The organism is Inquilinus sp. YAF38 (assembly GCF_052113205.1).
GTDB lineage: Bacteria > Pseudomonadota > Alphaproteobacteria > DSM-16000 > Inquilinaceae > Inquilinus.
This window is the reverse complement of record NZ_JBFRCU010000011.1, coordinates 1-22,122: the sequence shown is the minus strand read 5'-3', so window position 1 is coordinate 22,122 and position 22,122 is coordinate 1. Positions and strand designations below refer to the sequence as shown.

Below are 22,122 nucleotides of genomic sequence, written 5' to 3'. Positions count from 1 at the left end.
TCCTTCTCATGCCCGGGCGAGCCGGGCCAGGCCGATCTCGATCTGCGCGAGCCGCGACACGATCTCCTGGTCGCGCTCCCTCGATGCGGTCTGCTCGGCCTGAATCCGCTTCAGATGCTCCAGCACCAGGTTGGTGGTTTCGTCGGTCATGTGTGGCCAGAACCTGCCGGTTGCTGTTGGTCAGCCTACACCAGAAATGTGGTCGTTTCGCAATTTGTGGAAGAGGTGGCCTCGAGGATTCCCCACGACGAGCTTGGCTAGCTGGCCTCTTTCGCCAAGAAGTCGATGGCGGCGCGGACGGCCGGCAGCTGGCCGCGCCGGGACGGCGTCAGCAGGGTCGTCCACACGGTTCCGGCTTCCCACTCCGGCAGGACCGGTGCCAGCGTGCCGGCGGCGCGGGCCTCGGCCGACATGGTCTCGGGCGCGCAGACGACGCCCAGCCCCGCGACTGCTGCCTTCAGCAGCACGACGGATTCATCGGCCACGAAGCTGGACACCGGCGCGACCTGCACCTCGCGGCCGTCGCGGTGGCGCAGTCGCCAGACCGTGGCCGAGGGGCCGGTCAGCAGCCCGTCATGATCCACGAGATCCGTGGGCTCCTGCGGCACGCCGCGGCGTGCCAGATAGTCCGGTGCCGCCACCAGGGCGATCCGCTCGACCGCCATCCGCCGCTGCACCAGCTCGGAATCCGGCAACGGGGCGAAATGGCTGCGCACGGCGATGTCGAAACCCTCCTGCACCAGGTCGACGAAGCGGTCGGTGACATGGAGCTGCAGCCGGATCTTCGGATAGGCCCGGGCCAGCGCCGGCAGCAGGCCGGAGAGCCGCGATTGCGCGGTCGGCACCGAGGCGGTGATCCGCACCGTGCCGCTCGGCTCGGCCAGGCGGCGGCGGACCACGCTTTCAGCCGCTTCCGCCTCGATCATCGCCGCCTGGGCGTGGTCGTAGAAATCGCGCCCCAGCTCGGTCAGCACGAAGCTGCGCGAAGTGCGGTGGATCAGCCGGGCGCCGAGCGCCGCCTCCAGCTCCGCCACGCGCTTGCTGATGGTCGATTTCGGCAGCCCCAGCCGCCGCCCGGCCGCGGCGAAGCCGCCGCTGTCCACGGCCCGGACGAACAGGATCAGGTCATTGAGGTTGAGCACACCCATTGTCTATATCTGTGGACCTTGGGTTCACGAAAGCACGGCTACAGCCTCAAAGTCCACATGGGCATAGTCCTGTGACCGAAACACAGGGAACCCCATCATGGAATCGATCCTCTTCTACGGCGTGCCGTCGGGCTGCTCCTTCGGCTCGATCGTGGCGCTGGAATGGCTCGGCGAGCCGTACCGGCTGAGCCGCGTCGAGATGCCGGAGGTGGTGCAGGGCGAGGCCTATCGCCGCCTCAACCCGGTCGGCGAGACGCCGACGCTGATGACGGTGGATGGCCGGGTGATCAGCGAGAGCCTGGCTATCCTGAACCATCTCGGCGTCCGCGGGATCGACAAGGGCCTGTCCTTCGCCCAGGGCACGCCGGGATTCGACCGGCTGAACCAGGCGCTGGGCTTCCTCAACACCGCCTTCTTCAACGCCTTCAGCCCGCTGTGGTACGCCCTGGAGCACGGCACCGAAGGTCCCGAGCGCGACGGGCTGCGGGCCTATGGCGCGGCCAAGGTGGCGAAGGCGCATGCCGATCTGGAGGCGATGCTCGGCGGCCGGGACTGGCTGCTGGGCGACCGGACACTGGCCGACGCCTACTTCATCGGCATCGCCCGCTGGACCAAGTATCACGACGTGGTCGATCGGCGCGACTACCCCGGCCTGCAGCGCCTGTTCGAGCGGCTGGAGGCCGACCCGGCGGTGCAGTTTGCCCATGCCATCGAACGCGGCGAGCCCGCCCGCAGCACCGGCGGCTTCCGGGGCGAGATCGGCCTGGAGGAGGCGCTCGGCCGGGTGAAGCTGGCCGCCTGACCGCCGCCAGCGTCCCTCGCCTCAGAAGGAATAGGCGTCCATCGCCAGCGCGCCCATGGTGACGCTGGCGTGGAGCCGGCGGCCGGGCAGGTCGCCGGCCCCGAGGGCGACGAAGAACGGCAGGAAATGCTCGTCCGCCGGATGGTTCTTCACCGCCTCGGGCGCCAGGCGGCGGTAGTTCAGCAGGTCCTCGGTACGGCCCTCGTCCACCGCCGCCGCCACCCAGTCGATAAACACCCGGGCCCAGTTGGAGACCGGAGCGTCCGGCCCGCCGTGCCAGTCCAGCGCCCGCAGATTGTGGGTCAGCGACCCGGAGGCCAGGATCATCACCCCTTCCTCGCGCAGCCCGCGCAGCGCCTGTCCCACGGCGTAGTGGTGCGCCGGGTCGAGATGCGGCTGGATCGACAGGGTCGCGACCGGGATGTCGGCGGCCGGATACATCCGGCGCAGCGGCACCCAGGCGCCGTGGTCCAGGCCGCGCTTGTCGTCGATCGCCACCGGCAGGCCGGCCGCGGCGATCCGCTCGGCGGCGAGGCGTGCCAGGCCGGGCGCGCCGGTGGCCGGGTAGCGGACCTGGTACAGCGGCTCGGGGAAGCCGTGGAAATCATGGATCGTCTCCGGCCGCTGCACCGCGCCGAGCGTCGGCACCCCGGTCTCGAAATGGGCGGAGGCCAGCAGGATCGCATCCGGCCGCGGCAGCGACGGCCCGAGCGCGTCGAAGAACCGACCCGCCGGCTCGTCCGACAGCGCCAGCATCGGCGAGCCATGGGAGACGAAGAGCGCGGGCATCGTGGACATGATCGATCTCCAGGGCGTGACGGCACGGAACGGCCGGCCGCGACTCCGCCAACCCTCATATTGCGCCTCCCAACGGTTTTGATAATCCGGCGTGACATCAAAAGATTGTTGATCCATTTTTGACAATCATGGATCGCCTGACCACGCTGGACCTGTTCGTGCGGATCGTCGATGCCGGCAGCTTCGCCGCGGGGGCGGAGCAGCTCGGCCTGTCGCGGGCCTTGGCCAGCCGGGCCATCCTCGACCTCGAGACCCGCCTGGGCACCCGCCTGCTGAACCGCACCACCCGCCGGCTGAGCCTGACCGAGGCCGGCGCTGCCTTCCATCGCCGGGCGCAGCGCATCACCGCCGACGTCGCCGAAGCGGAGGAGGAGGCGACGGCGCTGCACGCCCGGCCACGCGGCCTCTTGCGGATCAACGCGCCGATGAGCTTCGGCGTGCTGCACGTCGCTCCGGCCCTGGCCGCCTATCTCGAGCGCTATCCCGATGTCTCGGTCGACCTGACGCTGAACGACCGGGTCGTCGACCTGGTGGAGGACGGCTATGACTTGGCGATCCGCATCGGCCGGCTGGCCGATTCCTCGCTGATCGCCCGCCGCCTCGCCCCCTGCCGCATCCTGCTCTGCGCCGCCCCGTCCTATCTCGCGGCCCACGGCACCCCGGCCCATCCCACGGATCTGGCCCGGCACCGCTGCATCGCCTATGCCTATGGCGGCGACCGCGGCGACTGGGTGCTGACCGGGCCGGAGGGCGAAGTGCGCGTGCGCGTCAGCGCCCGGCTGCAGGTCAACAACGGCGACGCCATTCAGGCGGCGATCCGCGAGGGCTACGGCATCGCCCGGCAGCCGGACTTCATCGCCGCCCCGGACCTCGCCGCCGGCCGCATGGTGCAGGTGCTGGCGGAGTGGCGGTTGCCGGAGATCGGCATCCACGCCGTCTACCCGCCGGCGCGCACCCTGTCGGCCAAGGTCCGCAGTTTCGTCGACTTCCTGGCCGAGCGCTTCGCCCGCCCGTCCTGGAGCCTCGACAGCCGCGGCTGAAGCCGGCAGTCTCGCCGCATCCCGCCAGCGAGGCCCGCATGAGCAAGACCRCCGCCGACATCGTCGACTTCGCCGCCGCCGGGTCCGAGGATTCGACCTGGCGGCCGGACCCGGCCAAGGTGCGCGGCGGCGATCCGTTGCAGTCGGCGCGCAACTTCTACAGCGACCCGACGGGCCAGTTCTCGGCCGGGATCTGGGAGGGCGCCGCCGGCGCCTGGCGCGTCAACTACACCGAGGAGGAGTTCTGCCACCTGCTGTCCGGCACGGTCGAGCTGGCCGACGGCGCCGGCGTCGCCCGCCGGTTCGAGGCCGGGGCCAGCTTCGTGATCCCCGCCGGTTTCGCGGGCACTTGGCGGAACCTGACACCCGCGCGCAAGCTGTACGTCATCTACGAACGGAAGGACTGAGAGTCGGCTGGCCGGACCATTGCCGTCCTGCCTGCTGCGCCCCTGCAGCATCTCGCCGAGCCTCGATTGCCTTCCAGCCGATTGCAATATACGCTGCCAGTATTCTAAGAGCTTTATTTGCCGTCGATTGTTCGACCGCGAATTGGGATGGAAGCTCCAATGATTTTGGAGGAACCGATGCCTAAAATAGACTGGAATATCTTTGGTTCCCATCGCCCGGTTCGGCATCGGAACAGCCGGCTCGGAACCGAAAAGCTCAGGCCGCACGGGTTCGTCCGGTACTGCCTGGGCGCGCTGGCCGCGCTGGTGCTGCTCCTCCCGGGCCGAGCTTCGCTGGCCGAATGGGGCGCCTGGGAGAGCTTTGGCGGCATCCTGCTCGAAGAGCCCGACTGCGTCTCCTGGGGTCCGGGCCGCCTCGACTGCTTTGCCCGCAGCACCGACCAGGCGATGTGGCATCGCTGGTGGGACGGCGGGCAATGGGGCGCGTGGGAGAGCCTCGGCGGCGCCCTGCTCGAACAGCCCGACTGCATCTCCTGGGGGCCCGGTCGCCTCGACTGCTTCGCCCGCGGCACCGACCGGGCGATGTGGCATCGCTGGTGGGACGGCCGTCAATGGGGCGGCTGGGAGAATCTCGGCGGCATCCTGCTCGAGCAGCCCGACTGCGTCTCCTGGGGCTCAAACCGCATCGACTGCTTCGCCCGCGGCACCGACCAGGCGATGTGGCATCGCTGGTGGGATGGCTCGCAATGGGGCGGCTGGGAGAACCTCGGCGGCATCCTGCTCGARCAGCCCGACTGCGTCTCCTGGGGCAGCAACCGCATCGACTGCTTCGCTCGTGGCACCGACAAGGCGATGTGGCATCGCTGGTGGGACGGCTCGCAATGGGGCGGCTGGGAGAACCTGGGCGGCATCCTGCTCGAACAGCCCGATTGCACCTCCTGGGGGCCCGGCCGCCTCGACTGCTTCGCCCGCGGCACCGACCAGGCGATGTGGCATCGCTGGTGGGACGGTCGCCAATGGGGCGGCTGGGAAAATCTCGGCGGCGCCCTGCTCGAACAGCCCGACTGCGTCTCCTGGGGCAGTGATCGCATCGACTGCTTCGCCCGCGGCACCGACCAGGCGATGTGGCATCGCTGGTGGGACGGCTGGCAATGGGGCGGCTGGGAGACACTCGGCGGCATCCTGCTCGAACAGCCCGATTGCGTCTCTTGGGGACCGAACCGCCTCGACTGCTTCGCCCGCGGCACCGACCGGGCGATGTGGCATCGCTGGTGGGGATAGGATGGCCGGGTAGGATCGGGCGTCACGCTCCACGGGTGCCTCTCGTCTCCTCATGGAGGCTGGAGGCACCGGCCGCTTCGCCCGCCCCTACTCCGCCAGCGGCTCGTAGAAGGCGGCGGCAAAGCCGGCCAGATCGCGGGCCGGCACGTTGAACGGCCGCTTCAGCCTGGCCCGGAAATAGCGCCGCACCAGCGCGTGATAGGTCGGGATCGGCGCCCTGCCCTGGCGGCCGCACTCCCATTCGAACCAGCGCCGGCCGGCGGCGACATGGCCGATCTCGTCGGTGTAGATCCGGTGCAGGATGCGGGCGCTGTCGGCGTCGCCGGCGCGCTCCAGCCGCTCCACTGTCTCCGGCGTCACGTCGAGGCCGCGCGCCTCCAGCACCAGCGGCACCACCGAGAGCCGGCCGAGCAGGTCCTCCGCCGTCTCCTCCGCCGCCTGCCACAGCCCGTCATGCGCCGGCAGGGCGCCGTAGGCGGAGCCGAGCTCGCCCAGCCGCCGCGACAGCAGGCCATGATGCGTCGCCTCCTCGTCCGCGACCTTGACCCAGTCGTCGAAGAACCCCTCCGGCGTCTCCGCCGTAGCGAAGCGCGCGATCAGGTCCCAACTCAGGTCGATCGCGTTCAGCTCGATATGGGCCAAGGCGTGCAGCAGGGCGATCCGCCCCACCTCCCCGCCCAGCCGCCGCTTCGGCATGTCGCCCGGGCGCCGCAGCTCCGGCGCCGCCGGCCGGGCCGGGCGCAGCGACGGTCGGCGCGTGCCCAGCACCGGGATCGCGCGCTGCCGCCAGGCCGCGGCGGCCTGATGACTCAGCTCGATCTTGCGCAGCGGGTCCGCCGTCTCCAGCACGTCGACGGCGAGGTCGGTCAGGGCATCCATGCCCCCTCTTACACCAGGACGGCACCACCCTGGAATGCGGGTTGTCCTAGGCGATTGTCTCAGGATTGGGAGGGTCTCTGGATGCTCCCGCCGCGCAATGATGTTATCCTTGTGGCTGTCTGCCGGCTTCGTAAGAGGCGACGGACGCATCATCATTGCCAAAGCCCGAGACTGTCCTGAGATCCTGTTGGCCCGATGCAGCGGCGATCGCATCTGCCCCGCCCCCGCGCCGGCAGATGAGCGGCCGATCCCCGCCGCTCCCGCGCCGCGGGCCCGACCGGAGCGCATGCGCCGGGATGTCCGGATGGTGGTGCCCAGGACTGCCGCTCCTCGGCCGCGTCGCCACAACAGGCGCGGTGCTGCTGGCCCTGGCCGGCCCGGGCCGGGCCCAAGACCAGGACGGCCCAGCGACGGTCCGGCAGGTGGTGATGGGGATCATCAGCTACACCCACTGGCCGGTCGAGCCGCCACAACTCCGCCTCTGCGTGATCGGCCCAGCCGACCACGCGGACGAGCTCTTGACGGGTACCACCCAGGCCTCCGGACGGCCGGTCCGGGCGGTCCGCCTGGGACCGGCTGCATCGCCCGGCGAGACCTGCGACATCGTCTATCTCGGTCGGCTTGGCGATGCCGAGCGGCGGCTGGTGTTCACGCGCCTCGTCGGCCACGCCGTGCTCAGCATCAGCGAGCAGGATGAGAGCTGCACCGTCGGCAGCATGTTCTGCCTGCAGGTCCGGAGCACCCAGGTCTCGTTCCAGATCAATCTCGATTCCGTGGCACGCAGCGGCGTCCGGGTCAGCTCGAAGGTACTGCAACTCGGCCGGCGCAAGGAGACGCCGCCATGAGCCGGCGGGACGAAGTGTTCCGCCCGCCGCTGCGGCGCGTGCTGCGGCGGGCGCATCTCGGCGTCGCCCTGCTGGCGGTGACGCTGGCGGGGCTGACCCTGACCGTGGTCGGCTTCGCCGCCCTGCGCGCTTATGCCGGCAGCAACCTGCAACTGATCGCGGCGTCGATGGGCTATACGGTCGAGGCCGCGGTGGTGTTCGAGGACCGCGCCGCCGCCGAGGAGGTGCTGGGACTGATCGCCGCCACCGAGGGCGGCGTGGCCGAAGCCAATGTCTTCGACGGCCAGGGCGTGCTGTTCGCCCATTGGCAACGCCCAGCCCAGCCGTCCCTGTTCGGGCTGGAGCGCCGCCTGGCCGGGATGGTCTTCCCGTCGCCGGTGCTGCAGCCGATCACCCATGACGGCGCGGAGATCGGGCGGATCGAGCTGCATGGCAGCGCCGCAAGGCTGCTGCGGTTCCTGGCGATCGGCGTGGCGGTGGTGCTGGTGTGCCTGGCCCTGAGCGCCCTGAGCGCGCTGCTGCTGTCCCACTATCTTGTGGCCGGCATCGTCGGACCGCTGCAGACGCTGGCGACGGTGGCGCACCGGGTCCGCAGCGAGCGGACCTTCGACCGGCGGGTGCCGCCGGCGGCAATCGCCGAACTGAACGAGCTGGCCGGCGATTTCAATGCCCTGCTCGGCGAGCTCGAATCCTGGCAGGCCGGGCTGCAGCGCGAGAACGAATCCCTGGCCCACCAGGCCAGCCACGACAGCCTGACCGGCCTGCCAAACCGCGCGATGTTCGAGGCCCGGCTGGGCGCGGCGCTGCAGGAGGCCGAAGCGTTGCGCGGCCGGGTGGCGGTCCTGTTCCTGGACAACGACAACTTCAAGCGGACCAATGACGATCTCGGCCATGCCGCCGGCGATGCGGTTCTGGCCGCCGTCGCTGCCCGAGCGCGGGACCGGTTGCGCAAGACCGATTTGGTGGCGCGGCTGGGCGGCGACGAGTTCGCGGTGCTGCTCGCCCCGGTCGCCGAGATCGCCGACGCGCTGCAGGTCGCCGACGGCATCCTGGCCAGCCTGCAGCAGCCGATCCCGCTGCCGTCAGGGGGCGACGCCACCGTCTCGGTCAGCATCGGCATCGCCGTGTTCCCCGATCACGCTGGGGACAGCGCGACGCTGCTGCGCCAGGCCGATGCCGCCATGTATCTCGCCAAACGCCTGCGGCCCGGCGGCCGGCAGCTCGCTGCCGGGCCGGACCCATTCGATGAACGGGGGACCCATCTTGTATCTCGTCACTAGGCGCACCGCCACCGGGCTGGCCCTCGCCGGCTTGCTCACCGCCACTCTGACCCTGGCTGGCTGCCAGTCCGGGCTGACGCCGGCGCAGATCGCTCTCCTCAAGCAGCATGGCTTCGAACTGACCGGCAATGGCTGGGAATTCGGCATCTCGAGCAAGCTGCTGTTCGGCACCGACGAGGCGACGCTCGCCCCCGGCCAGCGCGAAGCCATCGCCCAACTGGCGCGGGCCCTGATGTCGGTCGGCATCCATCGGCTGCGGGTTGAGGGCCACACCGACGATTACGGCACAGCCGAGTACAACCAGCAGTTGTCGGAGCGCCGGGCCAGGGCGGTGGCCGAGGCCCTGGTTGCGGCCGGAATCCCCGCCCAGGATCTGCAGGTGGCCGGCATGGGCAAGAGTGCACCGGTCGAGGACAACCGCTTGGCCGCCGGCCGCCGGGAGAACCGCCGCGTCGCGATCATCGTTTCGAATCAGCAATAATCGGCCAAGTGGCATTGCTGCAGAAATATTGCATTCTCCGAAAATCCCAGTAAGGGCAGACGCCTCCTCTCCACTCTTCCAGTCCCTGGAAGCCCAGCGTCGCGTTCGTCTGCTTCAATGTCGCCACGGTGTCGGTGGAGCGCGACGAATCGCTCTGTAATTCCAGGCACAGGAGATAGGGTTCTTCTTTTTCGATCGGCCAAGCCGATCGGCATCATTGGAATGGCGTCTGGATGGTTACTCCGCTCGACAACCGCAGATGGCCGCAGCTGAAGCCGGTCCAGGCGACTGCCAAGACGGACTTCCAGCGCAGCGTCGACCGGGCCGACAAGCACCTCGACGGTGGTGTCATCATCCACAGCATCCAGAACGGCGAATCGGCGCTCAAGGTCGGCGGCGAGCACGGCTTCTCCCTGGCCGAGCTGACGCTGATGAACCCGAAGCTGGCGAAGAATCCCGGCTGGATCGAGCGTGGCGACACCCTGGTCCTCGTCGACAAGGCCCTGTTCAAGGAGATCACCGACGCGATCAAGACCGTCGAGCAGGCCTCGCAGAACAAGGGCTCGCGGGTCGCCGCGGAGACGGCGGGCGAGCTGCGGCAGAAGGCGGAGCTGCAGCTGGCGCCCGGCTTCATCGAGGCCGGGCTGCCGGTCGCCTGGGACAAGGCCAAGCTGAAGGCGGCGCTGGATACGCATGAGCAGCCGGTCGCCGGGCTGGGCAAGCGCCAGCCGGGCTTCGCCGAGATCGCCTCGCGCGCCAAGCTGTCCGCCCAGTCCGATCTCGACACGGTGTTCGAGCCGTTGCGCGCCTCGATCGCCGCGGCGCGGCACAGCGGCGACTGGAGCCAGGTGCAGGCCGATGCCGGAAAACAGCTGGCGGCGCTGTCCAAGGGCAGCCCCGACCCCAAGGCGGCGATCGACGGACTGGCCGACCTGCTGATCCAGGGCGGCCCGAAGACTGGCGCGAAGACCGATCCCGGTTATGAGACGGCGATCAAGAATGCGCAGGGCCAGCTGCTGACCGAGGACCCGGCCAAGCCGATCCTCGACCTGGCGGCGAAGCACCAGAAGACGGTGGTCGGCAGCGACATCGCCAAGCCGGAATACAGCAGCGCCATCGCGCCCGAGCTGTCCAAGGCGGAGGAGGTCACGCGCGACCGGCCCGGCCACACCGTGTCGCCGGAATGGGCGGCGCAGATCCTGGGCAATCCGAAGGTCCAGTCGGCGCTGGACACGGTAGTCCGGGACTATCCGGACGGCCCGGCGCAGCGTGGGGCGAAGACCATCGACACGCTGTCGGCCCTGTCCGACCGCGCCGGCCGGACCAAGGATGGCGAGACCATTGTCGACCGCTATGCCAGCCAACTGGTGGCGATGGCCGAGAAGGCCGGGCGCAACGGGGCGACCATCTCGCCGGATTTCGTCCAGGAGTTCGGCAGCGCCTTCAAGGACAGCATCGCCGCCGGCCGCACACCGGCGCTGGCCATCCGGGTCGCCTATCATCTCGAGAAGAACGGCCATGCCGACGCGGCCAGCGCGTTGCTGGACCAGACCGGCCAGGGGGTAAAGGAGCAGGTGAAGCAGRCCGGCGAGACCGGCAAGACCTTCAAATCCGACGTGCTGTACCCGAACCAGGTCGCCTCGGCCGGCAGCGACGACCAGCAGAAGCTGGCCGGGCTGCAGGGTCTGCTGGAGCAGCAGAAGCCGCTGGTCGACAAGGTCGACCAGGCCGGCGCCTCGCTGGTGCTGACCCGCGCCGCCCTCGAGAACGCCCCGCGCGACCTGCTGGATGGGCTGCCCGGCGGCGGCACCCTGGACGAGGCCTACAACACGCTGGTGAAGGAGGCCGACACCGACGGCAGCGACGTCAACCTGACGGTGCGCCTGAGCCCGAAAGCCGCGGTCGAATGGGGCCGCATGGTGCAGCAGGACCAGCGCGAGCAGGTCAAGACCCTGCCCGACAAGGAGCTCGACCAGCTCCTGGCCAAGCTGGACAAGCTGCCGGCCGGCGACCCGGCCGCCGAGATCGCGGGGAAGCTGGGCAAGGGCGATGCGGCGCGCCGGGCGCTGCGGGCCGACCCCGACCTGACCGTGACGCTGATCCAGCAGTTCGGCACCGACGCCGAGAACGGCGCCGAGGTGCCGAAGCAGCCGACGGGCATGTTCATCGTCCGCAACAGCGACGACTTCATCCGGTCGCTGCAGGGCACGCCGGCCACGCCGCTGACCTCGCTCTTCTCCGCCATCGGCGGTGTCGAGTTCATCCGGCCGAAGGAGACGCTGGACGTGATCACGGGCGCACCGACGCTGGACCCGAAGACGATCAACAACGCCTGGGGCTACTGGTTCGCCGGCAATGCCTGGAAGACCTGGAAGGTGGCGCTGGGCAAGCCGACCCCGATCATGGGGCCGATCCTCGACAAGAGCCTGATGCCGCTGACCCTGGCCACCACCGCCGAGGCCCTGGTGCATGGCCGCCCGCTCGACGCCGTGTCCTGGCTGCCGGCGATCATCGGCAGCCTGAAATCGGTCGGCCCCAAGACCGGCGGCGCGCTGTGGCTCTTGACCGCGATCGCCGTGGTCGGCAAGTCGCAATACACCCGGGTCAAGGCGTCGAACCACTACGAGCCGATGCTGGGTGCCTATCTGAAGTCGGCCTATCCCGATGTCGACAAGCCCGAGAGCCTGGCCAATTGCGACGAGGAGGGCCGGCCCTTCCTGGCCATGCTGCCGACGCTGGGCAAGCGGCTGGGCTTCAAGGAGAACGAGCTGCCGGAGCTGGTCGACTGGCTCTATAAGCAGCCGGTGCGCAAGCGCGACTTCTTCATCGACAACGCCCTGCAGGTCGAGTCGAACGACAACGGCGAATACCCGATGGGCACATACGACGCCAATGCCCGCAACGGCCCGAACATCCAGCGCTACCAGATCCACACCATCGAGGACGTGGTGCTGTTCGCTGAGCAGTACGACTTCAAGCTGCCGAAGCCGCTGAGCGCCGCCGAGCCGGAGACGAAGCCGGCGGAGAAGACCCCCGCCCCCGCCGAGACCCGGCAGCCCTGGCAGTATGACTGGATCCTGCCGACGCCGCCCGCAACGCCGGGCGGCTAACCGGGGTCAAGCCGTCCCGGTCATCACCGCGGCGAACTGCTCCATCGCCCAGTCGACCTGGTCGCGGGTGATCACCAGCGGCGGCGCGATCCGGATCGTGTCGCCATGGGTGTCCTTGGCCAGCACGCCGCGCTTCTGCAGCGCCTCGCAGTAGCGGCGGGCGCCGCCGGCCTCGGGATGCAGCTCGACCGCCAGCATCAGGCCGCGGCCGCGCACCTCGCGGATCAGGTTGCTGCGCAGCCCGGCCAGCTGGGCCTGGAAATAGTCGCCCTGGCGCTCGGCGTTCTCGATCATCTCCTCCTCGACCAGCACCTTCAGCGCGGCGCGCGCGATGGCGCAGGCCAGCGGATTGCCGCCGAAGGTGCTGCCGTGCTGGCCGGGCTTGAGCACGCCGAGCACCTCGGAGTTCGAGAGCACGGCCGAGACCGGGTAGAAGCCGCCGGACAGCGCCTTGCCGACCAGGGTGACATCGGCCTCGATGCCCTCATGCGCCTCGGCCAGCAGCTTGCCGGTGCGGCCGAGCCCGGTCTGGATCTCGTCCAGGATCAGGGTGACGTTGTGCCGGGTGCACAGCTGGCGCACGGTCTTGAAGTAGCCGGCCGGCGGGATCATCACGCCGGCCTCGCCCTGGATCGGCTCGACCAGGAAGGCCACGGTGTTCGGGGTGATCGCGGCCTCGAAGGCGGCGGCGTCGCCGAACGGCACGACCTTGAAGCCGGGCGCGAAGGGTCCGAAACCGCCGCGCGCATCCGGGTCGGTCGAGAAGCCGACGATGCCCAGGGTGCGGCCGTGGAAGTTGTTCTCGCAGACGATGATCTCGGCCTGGCCCGCGGGCACGCCCTTGACCTCGTAGCCCCATTTCCGGACCGCCTTGACCGCGGATTCCACCGCCTCGGCGCCGCTGTTCATCGGCAGCACCTTGTGCGAGCCGGTCAGCGCCGCGATCTCGTCGTAGAACAGCGCCAGCTGGTCGTTGCGGAAGGCGCGCGAGGTCAGGGTCAGCTTCTGCGCCTGCTCGACCATCGCCGCCAGGATCTTCGGATGGCAATGGCCCTGGTTCACCGCGGAATAGGCCGACAGGCAGTCGAGGTAGCGGTTGCCGTCGACATCCCAGACCCAGACGCCCTCGCCGCGCGAAAGCACAACGTCGAGCGGCTTGTAGTTGTGGGCGCCGAGGCGAGCTTCGGTCTCGATGAGGGTGGTCGCCGATGTTGTCATGGTCCTGCTCCCGTCCTACAGCGCGCCCGAGGCGGCGCGTTCGACCGCCCCGACCCGCTCGATGATCTGCCGCCCGAACAGGCTGGAGACCAGGTCGACCAGCAGCAGGGCGCTCTTGCCACGGTCGTCGAGGAAGGGGTTCAGCTCGACCACGTCGAGCGACCCGACCAGGCCGCTGTCGTACAGCATCTCCATGATCAGATGCGCCTCGCGGTAGGTCGCCCCGCCCGGCACGGTGGTGCCGACGCCCGGCGCGATCGACGGGTCGAGGAAGTCGACATCGAGGCTGACATGGAGCACGCCGTTACGCGCCGCGACCTTGTCGAGGATCCGGCGCATCAGCACCGAGACGCCGTATTCGTCGACCAGGCGCATGTCGAACACCTCGACGCCGCGGCGGCGCAGCAGCGCCCGCTCCTCGCGGTCGATCGAGCGGGCGCCGAGGATGGTCAGGTTCTGCGGGTCCAGCCGCTCGCGCGGCTCATTGCCGAACACGTCGTCCAGCCCGGGCTCGCCGCACAGCAGGGCGGCCGACATGCCGTGCATGTTGCCGGACGGCGTGGTCGCCGGGGTGTTGAAGTCGGCATGGGCGTCGAGCCACAGCACGAACAGCTCGCGGCCGGCCTCACGGCAATGGCGCAGCACGCCGTTGACCGTGCCCATCGACAGGCTGTGGTCGCCACCGAGGAAGATCGGCAGCACGCCCTGGTTCATCAGGTCATAGGCGCGGTCGCTGAGCACTCGGGACCAGCCGGCGATCTCGGGCAGGAAGCGCATCTGCGGCGTCTCGGCGACGGCCGGCAGCGGCTTGGCCGGGGCCAGGTCGCCCTGGTCCTCGACCTCGAAGCCGAGGCCCTGCAGGCTCGGCAGCAGGCCGGCGGTGCGCAGCCCGGCCGGGCCCATCACGGCGCCGCGATGCCCGGCCCCGACCTCGACCGGCGCGCCCACCAGGGCGATGCGGGAGGGGCGATCCTGTCCGCGATCGGTCTGCGTTCCGTCCATGCCTGCCATCCCTGTCGGCGGGGGTTGTGAGATCCGATTATCCGCCCGAGAGGGGGTGACATAAAGCCGGCATCTTGGCTATTTTGCTCAGTGGATCGAGCAAATTGGCAAGGCACACTGATCAGAATGGACGATCTCGACCACAAGCTGCTGTCGCTGCTGCGGGCCGATGCCCGCACCCCGGTCTCGTCCCTGGCGCCGGCGCTCGGCGTCTCCCGCGCCACGGTGCGGGCGCGGATAGACCGGCTGGTCGACACCGGCGTGATCCAGGGCTTCACCATCGTGGTCAAGGCCGGCAGCCAGCCGAACCCGATCCGCGCCATCACCATGATCGAGGTCGAGGGCCAGGCCGCCGACCGGGTGATGCAGCGGCTGCGCGGCTTCCCAGAGGTGCGGGCGCTGCATTCGACCAATGGCCGCTGGGACATCCTGGCCGAGATCGAGACCGCGACGCTGGAGGAATTCGACCAGACGCTGCGCCGGATCCGCCAGGTCCAGGGCATCTCGCAGACCGAGACCAGCCTGATGCTGTCCTCGATCCGGAGCCGGACCGAGGCGGCCTGACGCCGGTGGAATCGTCCTACATTTATCACGAAACATTTGTGCGCCGGCGGCGTTGAACAAGCCGACCCAGTCGGCTAGGGATTGCAGCCGACCGCCCCACCGCCTCGAGGAAGACGGACGATGAGAATCAGCCCGCGCGTGCACAAGATCCTGTCGAACTACGACAGCGAAAACCCGGCCGTGAAGGCCAAGCTCGCGCAGCTTCTGATGAACGGCCGCCTCGGCGGCACCGGCAAGATGATCATCCTGCCGGTCGACCAGGGGATCGAGCACGGGCCCGCCCGCAGCTTCGCCGTCAACCCCGGCGGCTACGACCCGTTCTACCACCACCAGCTGGCGATCGACGCCGGGCTGAACGCCTATGCCGCACCGCTCGGCCAGCTCGAGGTCTCGACCGGCAAGCTGTACGGCCAGGTTCCGACTATCCTGAAGCTGAACCACTCGAACAGCCTGTCGCGCCTGAAGGAAGACGCCGACCAGGCGATCTTCGGCTCGGTCGAGGACGCGCTGCGGCTGGGCTGCACCGCCATCGGCTTCACCATCTATCCCGGCTCGGACCAGGGGCTGGAGCAGATGGAGGAGATCGCCGAGTTGATCCGCGAGGCCAAGGCGGTCGGCCTGCCGACCGTGCTGTGGTCCTATCCGCGCGGCGGCAACATCACCAAGGACGGCGAGACCGCGGTCGATGTGGTGGCCTATGCCGCGCATCTGGCCAGCCAGCTCGGCGCCCATGTCATCAAGGTCAAGCTGCCGACCGACTTCATCGAGCAGAAGGAAGCCAAGAAGGAGTTCGACGGCGCCAGGATCGCGATCGGCACCCAGGCCGAGCGCGTCGCCGAGGTCATGCGCTCCTGCTTCGCCGGCCGCCGCATCGTCGTGTTCTCGGGCGGCGCCGCCAAGGACACGGATTCGGTGCTGGCCGACGCCCGCGCCATCCGCGATGGTGGCGGCAACGGCTCGATCATCGGCCGCAACTGCTTCCGCCGGCCGCGGGAAGAGGCGCTGCAACTGCTGGACACCCTGGTCCGCATCTTCCAGGGCAAGGAATAGACCCTGACCGACTTCCGCATCTACATCGCGATCCTGCCGGAGCTCGATCCGGCGGTGTTCGCGGCCGCCCTCGGCGCTGGCGACGTCGCCTGCGTCGAGATGGCGGTGCCCGCCGACCCGGCCGCGGCCAAGGCCGCGATCGAGCGGCTGCGCGGCATCGCGCAGGAGCGCGGCGTCGCCTTCCTGCTGCGCGACGACGCGGCGCTGGCGGCCCGGTCGGGCTGCGACGGCGTCGTGGTCGGCGCTGGCGCCTATGCCGCGGCGCGCAAGACCGTCGGCGCCCAGGCGATCGTGGGTGTACTGGTCGGGACCAGTCGGCATGAGGCAATGGAGGCCGGCGAGGCCGGTGCCGACTTCATCGGCTTCGACGCCGATGCCGAGATCGTGTCCTGGTGGACCGAGATGATGGAAGTGCCCTGCGTCGCTGCCGTTCCCGACGCCGATTTCCGGCGCGTGGCGGCGGAGGGCTGGACCGATCCGCAGGCGGCGGTTGCCGCGATCAAGGGCCTGGGCTGACGCGGTCGGCATCTCGAAACTCGCCCGATTTGGCGTTTGATAATGAGGTCGTATATACTTCCGCAGTATCTTCGGATGCGGGATGATTGCCATGCCGAAAGAAGCCGTTTTCACGATGAAGCTCGAGGCGGAGCTCCGCGACGCCTTCATGTCCGAGGTTGAAGCCGCCCATCGGCCCGCGTCGCAGGTGGTGCGGGAGCTGATGCGCGAGTTCATCCAGCGCCGCCGCGAGGAGCGCGAATACGACGAGTTTCTGCGCCGGAAGGTCGAGATCGCGCGCGCGTCGATGCGGTTCGATCGCGGTCAGTCGAATGAAGAGGTCGAAGCCGAGTTCGCGGCCCGGCGAGCGGAACTGTTGCGCGAGGCCGACGAGACCAGTTCGTGAAGGTCATCTAGACACCGGAAGCCGAACAGGACCATACCGGCCGGCATCTGATTAGAACGAATCAGGAACAAGAAGTCAAGAATCCCTCGATCCGCCTCTAACACCGTCATTGCGAGCGCAGCGAAGCAATCCAGGCCCGCAAGAGCGGAGGCATGGATTGCTTCGTCGGCTTCGCCTCCTCGCAATGACGCGAGGAGTTCTACCCTACTCCACCACCTTCAGCGGCCGGCCGGTGCGGCCGCGGCGGACGGGTTTGGCCGGAGCGGTCGCGGCGGTGAAGGCCTCGCGCATGCGGTCGAGGCGCAGCTTGACCTCGCCCGTCACCGGGCCGGAGGCGGAAGCGGCCGCCTCGATCACGGCGAAGGCGTCGTCGCGGGTCTCGGCATCGTCGGGCAGCAGGCCCGGCAGGGCGGTCATCGCCTCCTCCGGCAGCCAGCGCAGGATCAGGTACTGCTGGCGCATCGCCGCCTTGAACTCGGCCAGCGAGGTCCAGTGCCCCGGCAGCCGGTCGGCATAGAGCTGGCGCAGCGTGGCGAAGCCGCGCTCGTCCACCGCCCGCATCGGCCAGATCACGTACAGGATGGCGCGCAGCACGGCGGCGTGGATGTCGCCCTCGGCGACCTTGCCACGCAGGGCCTCGCGCTCCTCATCCGGCTCGTTGCGGCGCGGCGGCCGGCGGTCGGCCAGGGTCTCGTCGCCGATGCCCAACGCCGCCTGCAGCACCGGGTTGCCGTAGATCGCGTAGAAGCTGCTCTCGATCCAGCGGTCGCGCATGTCGCGCCAGCCGTCCAGCGCGGTGACGATCTGGCTCGACACCAGGTCCTGGAAGGCCAGGAACGGGTTGTCCGGCGCCGCCGGGCGGCGGTTCGCGCGGACATGCTCGGCCGCCAACGCCAGCGGCAGCACCGCCGGGTTGCGGTTCGAGAACAGCGAGTATTGCAGCCGCATCGGGCTCAGCCGCCGCCCCATCTCCGCCGCCGGCTCATTGGCCATGGCCTGGACCCAGGGCCGGGCCACGCTGGTGTAGAGGGCGCGGTTGATCTCGGACACCTTCGCCGCGGTCGCGAAGGCCTTGTCCTCCTCCGCCGTGTTGATGCCCAGCGCCCGCAGATGGTTGATGCTGCGCGCCTCGAACCGCACCACATGATCGCCGCGGATCAGCGCGGCATTGGGATCGTCGGCCTGCTTCTCGACGATCACCGCCTCATACAGGCCCGGCGCCAGCGTGTCGATCAGGTCGATGTTCTGGATGAACTCGTTGTGCTCCTTCGCCGCGACGCGGCCGGAGACGAAGATGCCGAGATGGCCGATATCGTCATGGATGGCGTAGATGATGGTCTGGCCGTTGGCGACAATGTCGTCGGTCGAGTCGTACAGGTCGAGGATCCAGCCCAGCGCCTGCTGCGGCGGGGTGATGTTGTCGCCCTGCGAGCAGAACACCACGATCGGCGATGTGATGTTGCGCAGGTCGATCGGCTTGCCGCTGGAGGTCTCGAGCCGCCCGGCCACCAGCTTGTCGCCGACGAACAGGTCCTCGGTGATGGTCTCGATCTCGTTGGCGTTGAGCTGGACGTAGCCGCCCCACCACTTCTCGAAGCTGAGATAGCGCGCCACCTCGGTGTCGATCTTGCTGTACAGGTTGTACTGCTTGGACCACAGCGTGTTGGACGGGTTCAGGCTCTCGAAGTTCTGCACCAGATGGGCGCCGTCGTAGCGTCCGTTGCCGAGATCGGCGCTGAGCGCCGCCGGCCAGCCGCCGCCGGCGAGGCCGCCGAGATAGCGCATCGGGTTCTTGCCGCGCGGCCCGTCCCAGTAGGACAGTGGCGCACCGGCCAGGATCATCGGCCCGACGATGCCGGGCTTGACCGCGGCCAGCATCGCCAGCGCCCAGCCGGCCTGGCAGTTGCCCATGACGCAGGGCTTGCCCTCGGCCTTCGGGTGGCGCTCGGCGACGATGCGCAGGAACTCGGCCTGCGCCCGGCCGATATCCTCCAGCGTCTGGCCGGCCACCGGCACCGGCAGGAAGCCGATGAAGTAGCAGGGATGGCCGGCGCGCAGGGCACGGCCGATCTGGCTTTCCGGTTTCATGCCGCCGATGCCGGGGCCGTGGCCGGCGCGCGGGTCGACGACGACGAAGGGCCGCTTGTCCGGGTCGACCGTCACGCCCTCGGGCGGCACGATCCGGACCAGCATATAGTTGCAGGGCCGCTCCATCGTGCGGCCGTCGAGGAGCACCTCGAACTCATAGGACAGGACATGCGGCGTCGGGTCGGCCGCATGGGCGAGATACTGGTTGCCGCGCTGGCGCATCACGTCCCAGAACAGCACGCTGCGCTGCGCCGCATCGACCCAGTATTCGACGGCAGACGCCCAGGGCGTGGCCCAGGCGGCGCTGAGCGCGGCGCTCCGGTCGGCAGTACCGGTCATGATAACCCGTCCTCTTCCATCGACCGCGGACGACGGCCCGCGGCAGGGCTTTGTGCCCTCATGGTAAAACGACAAGGCATACCCCGTCGTTCCGCCTTTGGTCGGACGATACACCAGTTCTGTTCGTTTACATACGGTCCGGAATTTCGATTCCGAGCAGGCCCAGCACCTGCTCCAGCTGCCGCAGCGTCAGCGCCGTGAGGCCGAGCCAGGAGGCGCGGCGCGCCGCATCCGGCTCGCTCAGCACATGGCAGGAATCGTAGAAGCGGCTGAACTCTCGCGCCAGGGCGTAGGCGAAGTCGCACAGCTCGTTCGGCGCCCGCTTGTCATAGGCGTTGCGCACGGCGTCGGGCAGCTGGCCCAGCTGCAGCATCAGCGCCCGGTCGGCCTCGTTCGCCGCCGGCAGGATGGTGCCGGGCGCGTCGCCCTGCCCGTCCGCGCGGCGCAGCAGCGACTTGGCGCGCACCGCCGCGTATTGCAGATAGGGGCCGGTCTTGCCTTCGAAGCGCAGCATGCGGTCGAGGTCGAAGACGTAGTCCGAGGACGGGTTGTTCGACAGATCGGCGAATTTGATCGCGGCGATGCCGACCCGGCGGGCGATCTCGCGCCGCTCCTCCTCCGGATAGCCCTCGGCCAGATGCGCCTCCTCCAGCCGCTTCAGGCCGATCTCGGTGGCGGTGTCCAGCAGGTCGTACAGCTTCATCACGCCGCCGGCGCGGGTCCGGAACGGCTTGCCGTCCGGCCCGTTCATGGTGCCGTAGCCGAGATGCTCGAGGTCCGACCGGTGGTTGAGCCCGGCCTTGCGGGCGGCGCGGAACACCTGCTCGAAATGCAGCGACTGGCGCCGGTCGACGACATAGAGGCCGAGTTCCGGGTCGAGCGACTGGCGCCGGTCGACGATGGTGGCGAGGTCGGTGGTGCCATAGGTGAAGGCGCCGTCCGACTTGACCAGGATCAGCGGCGGCACCTCCTTCCGGTCACCCTCCTCGGCGACGCGGATGATGACGGCGCCGTCATCGGTCTCGGCCAGGCCCCGGGCCTTCAGGTCCTCGACCATCGGCTCGATCAGGTCGTGGACCGCGGCCTCGCCCTTCCACAGGTCGAACTGCACGCCCAGCGCGTCGAATTCGCGCTGCATGCCGGCGATCGAGACGTCGATGAAATGCTGCCACAGCGCCCGGTAGCCGGGCCGGCCGGCCTGCAGCTCCGCGGTCGCCTTGCGGCTCTCCTCCATCCGCTCCGGATCGGCCTTGGAGGCCTGGGAGGCGGCGGGGTACAGGACCTCAAGATCCTCCATCGTCACCGGGCTCTCGGCCGGATAGGGGCCGGTGTAGTCCGGGTCGAAATAGGGCAGGTCCGGCTGGCGGCGGGCGATCTCGCTGATCACCATGCCCATCGGCGTGCCCCAGTCGCCCATATGCACGTCGCCGATCGCCTCGTCGCCGGCGAACAGGAACAGCCGGCGCAGGCTGTCGCCGATGATCGAGGCCCGCAGGTGGCCGACATGCATCGGCTTGGCGATGTTCGGCCCGCCATAGTCCAAGACCACCCGGCGCGCGGGGCTGGTCTTCGGCACCCCCATCCGGTCGTCCCGCGCCTGGCCGTCGACATGGCCGGCGAGGACGGCGTCGGTCAGCGACAGGTTGATGAAGCCGGGGCCGGCCAGCGACACGCTGTCGAATTGCGGGTCCGCCTTCAGCCGCTCCGCCACCTTCTCCGCGATCTGGCGCGGGTTGGCGCCCGCGCGCTTGGCCGCCGGCAGCGCGCCATTGCACTGGAACTGCCCGAGATCGGGGCGGTTCGAGACGATGACCTGGCCCAGCTCAGGCGGCAGGCCTTCCGCGGCGAAGGCGGCGGCGACGATTTCGGTCAGCTTCGAGGCGAGCGAGGACATGCGGGCAGATCTTCCGGTTGCCCGCGGTTTTTAGGAGGCGGGCGCGTCCGAGGCAAGGCCGCCGGCGGTCAGGCGCCCCATGCTGGCCCCGATACTCTGGTTGATCCGCTGCATCAGCGCCGTCTTCACCGCGCCGACATCGCCGGTGGCCACGGGCGCGCTGACCGTCAGCTCGACCACCCCGGCGCCGGGCTTGGACAGGTCGACCAGCTTGGACACGGCGACGGCCGGTTCCGTCCCCGGCGCCAGGCGCGGATCGGCCTTCAGCGCGGCGACGATGTCGCGGGCCAGATCCTCGCCCGCCGGGCCGGCCGGCGCCGGGAAGCTGATCTCCATCTTCGCCAGGCCGGGATAGGTCGAGTTGTTGACGATGGCGGCGCCCCAGACCGCGCCGTTCGGCAGCAGGATCTGGACGTTCGCCGGCGTCACCAGCTCGGTCATGAACAGCGACAGCGACCGGACGGTGCCGGCCTTGCCCGCGACCTCGACCGCGTCGCCGATCTTGAACGGCCGGAAGACCAGCAGCATGACCCCGGCCGCCAGGTTGGACAGGGTGCCCTGCAGCGCCAGGCCGATGGCCAGGGAGGCGGCGCCCAGCACCGCCACCAGGCTGGTGGTCTGGATGCCGAAGATCTGCAGCACGGCGATGACGACGACCGCGAGCACCAGATAGCGCATCAGCGACGCCAGGAAGTCGGCGATGGTCGGATCGACATGGCGGGTGCCGTGCGCCAGGCGCAGCAGCCAGCGCTCGATGAAGCGCGCCAGCCACCAGCCGAGGCCGAGCAGCACGAAGGCGTACAGCGCGTTGAGGCCATAGAAGGCGGCCAGCGCCCACAGATTGTCGAAATTGATCATCGGCGGTCCGGATGCGGTGTCGGCGAATGCCGCCCGCGGCGGGCGGCGTCACTTCGCTAACACGCCGCGGCGTGGATCGATCCCGCCCCCTCACCCTCCCGTCGCCAACGCGACGGGCCCCGCCCTCTCCCCGAGGG

At 69.4% G+C, this 22,122-nt stretch carries 21 protein-coding genes; 12 read left to right on the top strand and 9 right to left on the bottom strand.

Annotated elements, in window-relative coordinates; translation table 11 throughout:
* Positions 1-6: 6 nt before the first annotated feature.
* Together AB4Z01_RS07180 and AB4Z01_RS07175 are read right to left on the bottom strand one after the other, a co-directional pair.
* Entirely contained in the window at positions 7-150 is a 144-nt protein-coding gene (locus tag AB4Z01_RS07180) for a hypothetical protein (RefSeq protein WP_441692010.1), read from the bottom strand.
* A 107-nt stretch (positions 151-257) separates the two neighbouring features.
* Positions 258-1,148 (bottom strand): LysR family transcriptional regulator, encoded by an 891-nt coding sequence (locus AB4Z01_RS07175; RefSeq protein WP_441692009.1) that lies wholly within the window; start codon positions 1,146-1,148, stop codon positions 258-260.
* A gap of 97 nt (positions 1,149-1,245) precedes the next feature.
* Here AB4Z01_RS07175 and AB4Z01_RS07170 point away from each other — a divergent pair, with 97 nt between their 5' ends.
* A complete protein-coding gene (locus AB4Z01_RS07170) occupies positions 1,246-1,950 on the top strand; it encodes a glutathione S-transferase family protein (RefSeq protein ID WP_441692007.1) in 705 nt (234 codons plus the stop codon).
* Positions 1,951-1,971: 21 nt separating this feature from the next.
* Here the strand turns inward: AB4Z01_RS07170 and AB4Z01_RS07165 are convergent, their stop codons facing one another.
* Positions 1,972-2,748 carry a dioxygenase family protein gene (locus AB4Z01_RS07165; RefSeq protein ID WP_441692006.1) on the bottom strand — a complete coding sequence of 259 codons (777 nt, stop codon included), beginning with the start codon at positions 2,746-2,748 and terminating at the stop codon, positions 1,972-1,974.
* A gap of 128 nt (positions 2,749-2,876) precedes the next feature.
* Between AB4Z01_RS07165 and AB4Z01_RS07160 the strand changes: the two genes are divergently transcribed.
* The 3 genes from AB4Z01_RS07160 (at position 2,877) to AB4Z01_RS07150 (ending at position 5,476) form a co-directional block, all read left to right on the top strand.
* Positions 2,877-3,788 (top strand): LysR family transcriptional regulator, encoded by a 912-nt coding sequence (locus AB4Z01_RS07160; protein ID WP_441692004.1) that lies wholly within the window; start codon positions 2,877-2,879, stop codon positions 3,786-3,788.
* A gap of 38 nt (positions 3,789-3,826) precedes the next feature.
* Complete coding sequence (locus AB4Z01_RS07155) at positions 3,827-4,195, top strand: cupin domain-containing protein (RefSeq protein ID WP_441692003.1); 369 nt, start codon at positions 3,827-3,829, stop codon at positions 4,193-4,195.
* 306 nt (positions 4,196-4,501) lie between these two features.
* The gene (locus tag AB4Z01_RS07150) at positions 4,502-5,476 is read left to right on the top strand and encodes a hypothetical protein (RefSeq protein WP_441692001.1); all 975 of its coding nucleotides are present in this window, start codon (positions 4,502-4,504) and stop codon (positions 5,474-5,476) included.
* An 87-nt stretch (positions 5,477-5,563) separates the two neighbouring features.
* On the opposite strand, the gene AB4Z01_RS07145 is transcribed toward AB4Z01_RS07150, so the two are convergent.
* Positions 5,564-6,355, bottom strand: a complete 792-nt coding sequence (locus tag AB4Z01_RS07145) for a ferritin-like domain-containing protein (protein ID WP_441692000.1) — start codon at positions 6,353-6,355, stop codon at positions 5,564-5,566.
* A 296-nt stretch (positions 6,356-6,651) separates the two neighbouring features.
* Here AB4Z01_RS07145 and AB4Z01_RS07140 point away from each other — a divergent pair, with 296 nt between their 5' ends.
* The 4 genes from AB4Z01_RS07140 to AB4Z01_RS07125 all read left to right on the top strand — a co-directional run bounded on the left by AB4Z01_RS07140 (position 6,652) and on the right by AB4Z01_RS07125 (position 12,071).
* Positions 6,652-7,200: a YfiR family protein gene (locus AB4Z01_RS07140; RefSeq protein ID WP_441691998.1), complete on the top strand. Its 549-nt coding sequence runs from the start codon at positions 6,652-6,654 to the stop codon at positions 7,198-7,200.
* Positions 7,197-8,480 (top strand): diguanylate cyclase domain-containing protein, encoded by a 1,284-nt coding sequence (locus AB4Z01_RS07135; RefSeq protein ID WP_441691996.1) that lies wholly within the window; start codon positions 7,197-7,199, stop codon positions 8,478-8,480. Before AB4Z01_RS07140 ends, AB4Z01_RS07135 begins: the two co-directional genes overlap by 4 nt.
* Positions 8,464-8,961 (top strand): OmpA family protein, encoded by a 498-nt coding sequence (locus AB4Z01_RS07130; protein ID WP_441691995.1) that lies wholly within the window; start codon positions 8,464-8,466, stop codon positions 8,959-8,961. Before AB4Z01_RS07135 ends, AB4Z01_RS07130 begins: the two co-directional genes overlap by 17 nt.
* A 233-nt stretch (positions 8,962-9,194) precedes the next feature.
* The gene (locus AB4Z01_RS07125) at positions 9,195-12,071 is read left to right on the top strand and encodes a hypothetical protein (protein WP_441691993.1); all 2,877 of its coding nucleotides are present in this window, start codon (positions 9,195-9,197) and stop codon (positions 12,069-12,071) included.
* Positions 12,072-12,077: 6 nt separating this feature from the next.
* Here the strand turns inward: AB4Z01_RS07125 and rocD are convergent, their stop codons facing one another.
* Both rocD and rocF read right to left on the bottom strand, forming a co-directional pair.
* Positions 12,078-13,289, bottom strand: coding sequence for an ornithine--oxo-acid transaminase (gene rocD, locus AB4Z01_RS07120; protein WP_441691992.1), 1,212 nt, complete (start codon positions 13,287-13,289; stop codon positions 12,078-12,080).
* 15 nt (positions 13,290-13,304) lie between these two features.
* The gene (gene rocF, locus AB4Z01_RS07115) at positions 13,305-14,291 is read right to left on the bottom strand and encodes an arginase (RefSeq protein WP_441691990.1); all 987 of its coding nucleotides are present in this window, start codon (positions 14,289-14,291) and stop codon (positions 13,305-13,307) included.
* 126 nt (positions 14,292-14,417) lie between these two features.
* Here rocF and AB4Z01_RS07110 point away from each other — a divergent pair, with 126 nt between their 5' ends.
* The 4 genes from AB4Z01_RS07110 to AB4Z01_RS07095 all read left to right on the top strand — a co-directional run bounded on the left by AB4Z01_RS07110 (position 14,418) and on the right by AB4Z01_RS07095 (position 16,806).
* On the top strand, positions 14,418-14,855 hold the full coding sequence (locus tag AB4Z01_RS07110) for an Lrp/AsnC family transcriptional regulator (protein WP_441691988.1): 438 nt from the start codon (positions 14,418-14,420) through the stop codon (positions 14,853-14,855).
* 120 nt (positions 14,856-14,975) lie between these two features.
* Complete coding sequence (locus tag AB4Z01_RS07105; protein WP_441691986.1) at positions 14,976-15,905, top strand: class I fructose-bisphosphate aldolase; 930 nt, start codon at positions 14,976-14,978, stop codon at positions 15,903-15,905.
* Between the two features lie 54 nt (positions 15,906-15,959).
* Complete coding sequence (locus AB4Z01_RS07100) at positions 15,960-16,421, top strand: thiamine phosphate synthase (protein ID WP_441691984.1); 462 nt, start codon at positions 15,960-15,962, stop codon at positions 16,419-16,421.
* A 91-nt stretch (positions 16,422-16,512) separates the two neighbouring features.
* Positions 16,513-16,806, top strand: a complete 294-nt coding sequence (locus tag AB4Z01_RS07095) for a hypothetical protein (RefSeq protein WP_441691983.1) — start codon at positions 16,513-16,515, stop codon at positions 16,804-16,806.
* A 204-nt stretch (positions 16,807-17,010) separates the two neighbouring features.
* Here the strand turns inward: AB4Z01_RS07095 and AB4Z01_RS07090 are convergent, their stop codons facing one another.
* The 3 genes from AB4Z01_RS07090 to AB4Z01_RS07080 all read right to left on the bottom strand — a co-directional run bounded on the left by AB4Z01_RS07090 (position 17,011) and on the right by AB4Z01_RS07080 (position 21,985).
* The gene (locus AB4Z01_RS07090) at positions 17,011-19,233 is read right to left on the bottom strand and encodes a DUF3141 domain-containing protein (protein ID WP_441691982.1); all 2,223 of its coding nucleotides are present in this window, start codon (positions 19,231-19,233) and stop codon (positions 17,011-17,013) included.
* 127 nt (positions 19,234-19,360) lie between these two features.
* Positions 19,361-21,127, bottom strand: a complete 1,767-nt coding sequence (gene argS / locus AB4Z01_RS07085) for an arginine--tRNA ligase (RefSeq protein ID WP_441691981.1) — start codon at positions 21,125-21,127, stop codon at positions 19,361-19,363.
* A 30-nt stretch (positions 21,128-21,157) separates the two neighbouring features.
* Positions 21,158-21,985, bottom strand: coding sequence for a mechanosensitive ion channel family protein (locus AB4Z01_RS07080; protein WP_441691980.1), 828 nt, complete (start codon positions 21,983-21,985; stop codon positions 21,158-21,160).
* Between the last annotated feature and the right edge of the window lie 137 nt (positions 21,986-22,122).